7 protein-coding genes are annotated in these 7,428 nt (G+C 52.7%); 3 read left to right on the top strand and 4 right to left on the bottom strand.

The genetic code is table 11. The features are described from left to right. The 4 genes from AC2FNV_RS13580 to AC2FNV_RS13565 form a co-directional block, all read right to left on the bottom strand. Positions 1–324 (bottom strand): hypothetical protein (locus tag AC2FNV_RS13580; RefSeq protein ID WP_496773614.1); only part of this gene is annotated, 324 nt, incomplete at its 3' end. A 624-nt stretch (positions 325–948) separates the two neighbouring features. Continuing rightward, a complete protein-coding gene (typA, locus tag AC2FNV_RS13575; protein WP_170607019.1) occupies positions 949–2,766 on the bottom strand; it encodes a translational GTPase TypA in 1,818 nt (605 codons plus the stop codon). A 475-nt stretch (positions 2,767–3,241) separates the two neighbouring features. Next, positions 3,242–3,487, bottom strand: coding sequence for a hypothetical protein (locus AC2FNV_RS13570; protein ID WP_170607001.1), 246 nt, complete (start codon positions 3,485–3,487; stop codon positions 3,242–3,244). Beyond that, complete coding sequence (locus AC2FNV_RS13565; protein ID WP_170481911.1) at positions 3,487–4,140, bottom strand: alpha/beta hydrolase; 654 nt, start codon at positions 4,138–4,140, stop codon at positions 3,487–3,489. Before AC2FNV_RS13565 ends, AC2FNV_RS13570 begins: the two co-directional genes overlap by 1 nt. A 177-nt stretch (positions 4,141–4,317) precedes the next feature. Between AC2FNV_RS13565 and iscR the strand changes: the two genes are divergently transcribed. The 3 genes from iscR (at position 4,318) to sufB (ending at position 7,420) form a co-directional block, all read left to right on the top strand. Further along, on the top strand, positions 4,318–4,776 hold the full coding sequence (gene iscR / locus AC2FNV_RS13560) for a Fe-S cluster assembly transcriptional regulator IscR (RefSeq protein WP_170606999.1): 459 nt from the start codon (positions 4,318–4,320) through the stop codon (positions 4,774–4,776). Positions 4,777–4,837: 61 nt separating this feature from the next. Beyond that, positions 4,838–5,881, top strand: coding sequence for a cysteine desulfurase family protein (locus AC2FNV_RS13555; protein ID WP_170606997.1), 1,044 nt, complete (start codon positions 4,838–4,840; stop codon positions 5,879–5,881). An 18-nt stretch (positions 5,882–5,899) separates the two neighbouring features. Then, a complete protein-coding gene (gene sufB, locus AC2FNV_RS13550; protein WP_170481905.1) occupies positions 5,900–7,420 on the top strand; it encodes a Fe-S cluster assembly protein SufB in 1,521 nt (506 codons plus the stop codon). Positions 7,421–7,428 lie beyond the last annotated feature (8 nt).

Genomic DNA, 7,428 nt, shown 5'->3' with positions numbered 1-7,428 from the left:
TACCGCTGCCACTACCGCTGCCGCCACCGCTACCGCTGCCACTACCGCTGCCGCTGCCACTACCGCTGCCGCTGCCACTACCGCTGCCGCTACCGCTACCGCTGCCACTACCGCTGCCACTACCGCTGCCGCTGCCACTACCGCTGCCGCTGCCACTACCGCTGCCGCTACCGCTGCCGCTACCGCTACCGCTGCCACTACCGCTACCGCTGCCACTACCGCTGCCGCTACCGCTACCGCTGCCACTACCGCTACCGCTGCCACTACCGCTGCCGCTGCCACTACCGCTGCCACTACCGCTGCCGCTACCGCTACCGCTGCCATTACCTTCTGTCTCGTCAGCAGGCCCGTCGCCGGATCGTTGAGAGAACCCGTTGCTTGAAGCTGTAGGTAAGTCGGTTAGTAAGGCCGCGAAAGAAGGGCAAGTCTGAAGTGTACGAGCTAAGATGTCTTCGAAATCTGCGCGTCGCTGAATATAACGCAGCATTCGTTGGTCGACGACTGTACACCCACACAATGTCTCGGACGACACGGACTTTCGGGCCGTTTTGACGCTACATTCTTCCGCTTGAGCCGCACCGGTACTAATTAAAGGAAAGGTTGCGGACACAAATACTAAAGATAATAGTCGGTATTTCACGCGCATGTCGTCACTCCTTCGGAACTCGTTACCATACTGGTCGCACCACAACCCGGTGCCGCACGTTGTACGCATAAACTCAATACTGTACTTCAATTAGAATTACATTCATCCTGCGACGCATTTTCAATACTTGCTAAAATTAAACTTGGTAAAGAAAGGCGCTCGGTGCTGAAAAATGTATAAAAATCAAAAGGAAAAGCCCGCCGTCGTATTTGGCTGATTTTTTTTTGGTTTCCCAAGTCTGGAAGTAAATATGTCGCAACTGCGAAATTGTTTCAATTATGACGACAATTTCTCGATCCTTCTCAATCGGATTTGGCAATGCGCTTGCGTTCATGCGGATCCAAAAATCTTTTGCGCAGACGAACCGCATTTGGAGTGACTTCGACCAATTCATCGTCATCAATATATGCAATGGCTTCCTCCAGCGAGAACTGGATGTGCGGTGTCAGGCGCACTGCATCATCTGAACCGCTGGCCCGGACATTGGTCAGTTTTTTGCCCTTAAGCGGGTTTACTTCAAGATCATTCTCCCGGGAATGCTCACCTATCACCATGCCTTGATAGACCTCGGTTTGCGGCCCGACGAACATTCTGCCACGTTCTTCTAGGTTCCAAAGAGCGTAAGCTACGGCTTGTCCTTTCTCCATTGAGATCAGAACACCGGCACGTCGCCCCGGAATAGGCCCCTTGTGTGGTGCCCATCCGTGAAAAACGCGGTTCAGAACGCCTGTTCCGCGGGTGTCCGTCAGAAACTCCCCTTGGTATCCGATCAAACCACGTGATGGAACCAGCGCAATAATCCGGGTTTTGCCAGCACCAGCCGGTCGCATTTCGGCCAGCTCTCCTTTCCGGGCCCCAGTTATTTTTTCGATCACGGCGCCAGAATATTCGTCATCAACGTCGATAGTAACTTCTTCGATCGGCTCCAAGCGCTGCGCGTCTTCCTCACGAAACAGAACTTGAGGGCGCGAAATGCTAAGCTCAAATCCTTCGCGGCGCATGTTCTCAATCAATACACCCATCTGAAGTTCGCCGCGGCCCGCAACTTCGAAGGCCTCTCCGCCGGGGGTATCCGTTATTCGAATGGCCACGTTGGATTCAGCTTCTTTAATTAACCTGTCGCGAATTACCCTAGATTGCACTTTCTTGCCGTCGCGCCCGGCCAGAGGTGAGTCATTGATGCCAAAAGTGACGGATATGGTCGGGGGATCGATCGGCTGGGCGGGTAGGGCCTCGTCAACCTGAGGTGCAACAAGGGAGTCAGCCACTGTAGCCTTGCTCATCCCAGCAATGGTTACAATGTCACCCGCCTCAGCTAAGTCGATGGCCTGCTGGCTGAGGCCCCTGAACGCCAAAATTTTGGAAGCGCGAAAATTCTCTATCAGAGTTCCATCGCGGCTAAGTGCTTTAAGGCTTTCGCCAGCTTTAAGAGTGCCGCTTTCTACGCGACCCGTCAGAATTCGGCCAATAAAGGGGTCACTGCCCAGAGTGGTCGCCAACATACGAAAGGGTTCGTCCTTATGCGATGCTTGCTGGGGCGCTGGAACGTGGTCGACAATTAGGTCAAACAAGGCGGTCAAATCCTTGCGCGGTCCGTCAAGGTCCATATCAGCCCAACCGGACCTACCCGAAGCGTACATTGCCGGAAAGTCCAGCTGGTCATCGTCTGCGCCCAGATTTGCGAACAAGTCAAAGCATTCGTCCAATGCACGATCTGGTTCGGCATCGGGTTTGTCGACTTTGTTCAGCACAACGATTGGGCGAAGTCCGAGGGCGAGGGCTTTTGACGTTACAAACTTGGTTTGCGGCATCGGCCCCTCGGCGGCGTCTACCAGGAGCACAACGCCGTCCACCATGCTAAGGATGCGTTCGACCTCGCCGCCGAAATCCGCGTGACCCGGGGTGTCAACGATGTTGATGCGCGTACCTTTCCATTCCACTGACGTTGCTTTGGCCAAAATCGTTATACCACGCTCGCGCTCTAGGTCATTGCTGTCCATTGCACGTTCAGCGACAGCCTGATTTTCCCGGAATGCTCCGGACTGTTTGAGCAGTTCGTCCACAAGAGTTGTTTTGCCGTGGTCGACGTGGGCGATGATCGCGATATTACGCAGGTCCATGAGAGGTATGCCTTTGAACGGGAAGTTGACGGGCGCATAACGCGGCACGGACAAAGTTTCCAGCCCCTACCCGCGATCAATTGCCAGAGATATCCGAAAAGGGTCACATTGACAGGGTAGGTGGCATACTGGAAATGAAACCGGCGATACCCATAGTGAAGGCAAACAAGAAGGAATTGACTGGTTTCCGTCCAGTAGTTTCTTTGAGCCAAGAAAGTTGGACAGCCAATAGCTAAAGAGAGAGCGTTGTAACGCAGTCGTTCGTTAATGATTATCTATTGAATTCTTGAATGGCTTGTTTTGTAGAATTCGTCACCGCGATCTCGACTCTAACGACTTTTCGGTGAGTTTTTCGTCAATAATTGCTCGGGCCAGAGCTTTAGATCGAAAATACGTGTTCGGGTTTTGCACTATATTGGCAGACAATAAAAAAGGAGCTTTTTAGCTCCTTTTTGCGGTTCAGTTATATTGGCAATTATTGCTTCGCGATCGCCTTAAGTCGCGACCTATGCTCTGTCAGTCGTTTAACTACGAACTGCCGAGCTTTGCGTTCAGCCATACGGACACGGATTTCCGTCAAAAAGGCCTCCTCCAAAGTTTGCGACGCGGCGGCCAAAACTTCTCCGACCTCGACAAAGAAACGGTCTTCGCCGGTTTCATCCATTACCTTCATGGTGTCTTCGGCCAATTTTGCTGCCAATGTGGTAATGGTGTCTGACATTAGCGTGTATTCTCAGTCAGCCTGCGTTTCACGTATTCGGTCACCTCGGTAATCAAAGTGTCCATGTGGCGATCCTGAAAGAAATGGTCAGCACCCGCCACCTCGTTATGAGTGATAGTGATGCCTTTCTGTTCGTGCAGTTTATTCACCAAGGCCGTCGTATCGGCAGGTGGGGCTACACGGTCCGCAGAACCATTGATTATCAAGCCCGAGGATGGGCAGGGCGCCAAAAACGAAAAGTCATACATATTGGCAGGCGGCGACACACTGATAAATCCGGTAATTTCTGGTCGGCGCATCAATAGCTGCATTCCAATCCACGCACCAAACGAGAAGCCGGCAACCCAGCAATGTTTCGAGTTGTTGTTCATGGACTGAAGATAATCCAACGCTGAGGCGGCATCGCTCAACTCGCCTACGCCCTGGTCATATTCCCCCTGGCTTCGCCCAACGCCACGGAAGTTGAACCGCAGTACGGTAAAGCCCATGTTGTAAAAGGCGTAGTGCAAATTGTAGACCACCTTGTTGTTCATGGTCCCGCCAAATTGTGGGTGCGGGTGCAGAACAATCGCAATCGGTGCGTCTTTTTCCTTCTGTGGGTGGTAGCGGCCTTCAAGGCGGCCTTCGGGTCCGGGAAAAATCACCTCGGGCATATGGGCTTTTGTCCTGTCTTTTTCTCGTTGGCGCCGGGATACGCTTGACGGTAATCCGTGGGCACCTTAGAACGGTTCTAATTATTTCACTGTGCGCAATAGCGCTGTCAGTCGGAGATACGCACTGGCTGCGGCGGCGTCAATGTTTTCGCACTGATCTTACCGCGAGGGTACGATATGAAGCTTTCGACTAAAGGTCGCTATGCAATGGTCGCTCTTGCCGATATCGCCTTACAACCGTCTGATCAGTTGGTCACTTTGGGTGAGATTTCCGAGCGCCAGGATATCTCGTTGCCTTATTTGGAGCAGTTGTTTGTTAAACTTCGGCGAGCAGATCTTGTTGCATCGGTACGCGGCCCCGGAGGTGGATACCGCCTGGCGCGTCCAGCGTCAGACATTCGTGTGGTCGAAATACTTGCCGCGGTCGACGAGACAGTTGATGCAATGCACAAAGGGGCTGGCGCTTCGGGCGGTTCTTCAGGCAGCCGCGCACAATCGCTAACGAATCGGTTGTGGGAAAGTCTAAGTGCCCACGTCTATGTTTTCCTTCATCAAACGCGGCTGTCAGATGTAATAAGAAACGATCTCGCACCTTGTCCTGCAGTGCCGACCCTATTTGCAGTCGTGGACGACTGAAAAGAAAGCGACGCGCGATTATGCAAACAAGCTCAAGCCCAATTCAAGAAAAGATGCATTCATGAAACGTGTTTATCTGGATCATAATGCGGCTGCTCCACTAAGATCCGAGGCAAGGGCGGCGATGATTCAAGCAATGGATTTTGTTGGAAACCCATCATCCGTTCATGCCGAGGGAAGAGCTGCGAAATCCTTGGTGGAAAAAGCCAGGGCACAGATTGCTAATGCTTTTGGCGCCGATGGTGCTGACGTTGTTTTCACTTCCGGGGCAACTGAAGCGGCCGCCTTGGCGCTGCAAGGGCGGCAACTGCAAAGTGCTGCAATTGAACATGACGCGGTAAGGGCATGGACTGATGAGGTTTTACCCGTTTCCTCCAGCGGTATCGTGACAATTGACGATCCCATAAATTCCACATTGCAGTTGGCAAATTCCGAAACAGGAATTGTTCAGAATTTACCTAACGGGCTTGCCGTTACAGATGCGACCCAGGCATTTGGCAAGTTGCCGATCGCCTTCAACTGGTTGGGCGCGCAAATTGCACTGATTTCCGCGCATAAGCTTGGCGGTCCTAAAGGAATTGGTGCAATCGTGATGAAACGCGGCACAGACCTTGCCCCACAAATAAAGGGCGGCGGGCAAGAAATGGGCCGTCGATCTGGAACCGAAAACGTTGTCGGGATTGCCGGATTCGGCGCCGCGGCGGAGGCATCGGCACGAGATTTGGCAAATGGTGTATGGCAAAGGGTTGCAGAATTTAGAAATATTCTAGAAAAGGCCCTTGAGGCCGGGTCACAAGCGACTATTTTTGTCGGGAAAGATCAGGATCGTCTGCCGAACACATCGTGTTTTGCCACACCCGGATGGAAAGGCGAAACGCAGGTTATGCAGATGGATTTGTCGGGGTTCGCGATTAGCGCAGGCTCGGCGTGTTCAAGTGGTAAGGTCCGCGCCAGTGCGGTGTTGACTGCAATGGGTTTTGACGAGGGGATTGCAGCCAGCGCGATTCGCGTGTCGCTGGGCCCTGAGACGACCGAAGAAAATGTGCTTCGTTTCGCGGAAACGTGGCTGGAAAAAGAGAAAAAGCATCGCGCGCGAGCCGCGTGATCTGACGGAGGGTATCTAATGGCCGCCTTGGACCAGACCCAGGTAAAAGAGGGTGTCGATCAGGAAACCGTTGACGCGGTTCGCGAAGTCGGAACCTATAAGTATGGCTGGGACACTGATATCGAAATGGAATATGCGCCCAAGGGCGTGAACCCAGATATAGTCCGGCTGATTTCCGAGAAAAATGAAGAACCTGAATGGATGACCGAATGGCGTTTGGCAGCGTTTGAACGTTGGACCAAAATCGATGAGCCGACTTGGGCAATGGTGCACTACCCAAAAATCGATTTCCAGGATCAGTATTACTATGCCCGGCCGAAGTCGATGGAAGTGAAGCCGAAGTCACTGGATGAGGTTGATCCGAAACTTCTGGCCACTTACGAAAAGCTTGGTATCCCTCTGAAAGAACAGATGATTTTGGCCGGCGTGGAAGGGGCTGAAAACATGCCCGCCGAAGGGCGTAAGGTAGCCGTTGATGCAGTGTTTGACTCGGTCTCAGTTGGCACGACCTTCCAAGAAGAGCTGAAAAAGGCGGGCGTCATCTTTTGCTCTATATCTGAGGCGATTAAGGAACACCCGGATTTGGTCAAAAAGTACTTGGGTACGGTAGTCCCGGTATCTGACAACTTCTATGCAACGCTGAACTCAGCGGTGTTTTCGGATGGGTCGTTCGTATACGTTCCGCCGGGCGTTCGCTGTCCGATGGAGCTGAGCACTTATTTCCGCATAAATGCAGAAAATACAGGTCAATTCGAACGTACGTTGATCATTGCTGATAAAGGCTCTTACGTGTCTTATCTTGAGGGGTGCACGGCTCCGCAGCGTGATACAGCGCAGTTGCACGCAGCTGTGGTAGAGATCATCGTCGAAGAAGACGCCGAGGTTAAGTACTCGACCGTTCAGAACTGGTTCCCGGGCGACGAGAACGGCAAAGGTGGCATCTATAACTTTGTGACCAAACGGGCCGATTGCCGGGGTGACAGGTCCAAGGTGATGTGGACGCAAGTTGAAACAGGTTCTGCTGTTACCTGGAAGTACCCTTCTTGCATCCTGCGCGGCGATGACAGCCAGGGTGAGTTCTACTCGATCGCCATCACCAACAACATGCAGCAGGCCGATACCGGCACCAAGATGGTGCATCTGGGCAAGAATACAAAGTCGCGGATTGTTTCCAAAGGCATCAGCGCTGGCAAGGCTCAGAATACCTATCGCGGACTTGTTTCGATGCACCCTAAGGCCAAGAATTCACGGAATTACACGCAGTGCGACAGCCTGTTGATCGGCGACAAATGTGGTGCGCACACAGTGCCTTACATCGAAGTGCGTAACAATTCATCGCGTGTTGAACATGAAGCCACAACGTCCAAGGTCGACGACGATCAGCTTTTTTATTGCCGTCAGCGTGGCATGGACGAAGAAGAGGCTGTGGCACTTGTTGTAAATGGCTTTTGCAAAGATGTCCTGCAGGCGCTGCCGATGGAATTTGCGATGGAAGCACAGCAACTGGTTGCAATTAGCCTCGAAGGTTCAGTGGGTTAACGCCTCAC

It is taken from the genome of Ruegeria sp. BHSA163 (genome assembly GCF_059613365.1).
This window is presented reverse-complemented; position numbering and strand designations above follow the sequence as displayed.

What these genes read in the sequence shown, in the direction of transcription:
- typA (WP_170607019.1), bottom strand. Translation starts at nt 2,766, where the DNA reads ATGGACCTGCGTAATATCGCGATCATCGCCCACGTCGACCACGGCAAA.
- AC2FNV_RS13570 (WP_170607001.1), bottom strand. Translation starts at nt 3,487, where the DNA reads ATGTCAGACACCATTACCACATTGGCAGCAAAATTGGCCGAAGACACC.
- AC2FNV_RS13565 (WP_170481911.1), bottom strand. Translation starts at nt 4,140, where the DNA reads ATGCCCGAGGTGATTTTTCCCGGACCCGAAGGCCGCCTTGAAGGCCGC.
- iscR (WP_170606999.1), top strand. Translation starts at nt 4,318, where the DNA reads ATGAAGCTTTCGACTAAAGGTCGCTATGCAATGGTCGCTCTTGCCGAT.
- AC2FNV_RS13555 (WP_170606997.1), top strand. Translation starts at nt 4,838, where the DNA reads ATGAAACGTGTTTATCTGGATCATAATGCGGCTGCTCCACTAAGATCC.
- sufB (WP_170481905.1), top strand. Translation starts at nt 5,900, where the DNA reads ATGGCCGCCTTGGACCAGACCCAGGTAAAAGAGGGTGTCGATCAGGAA.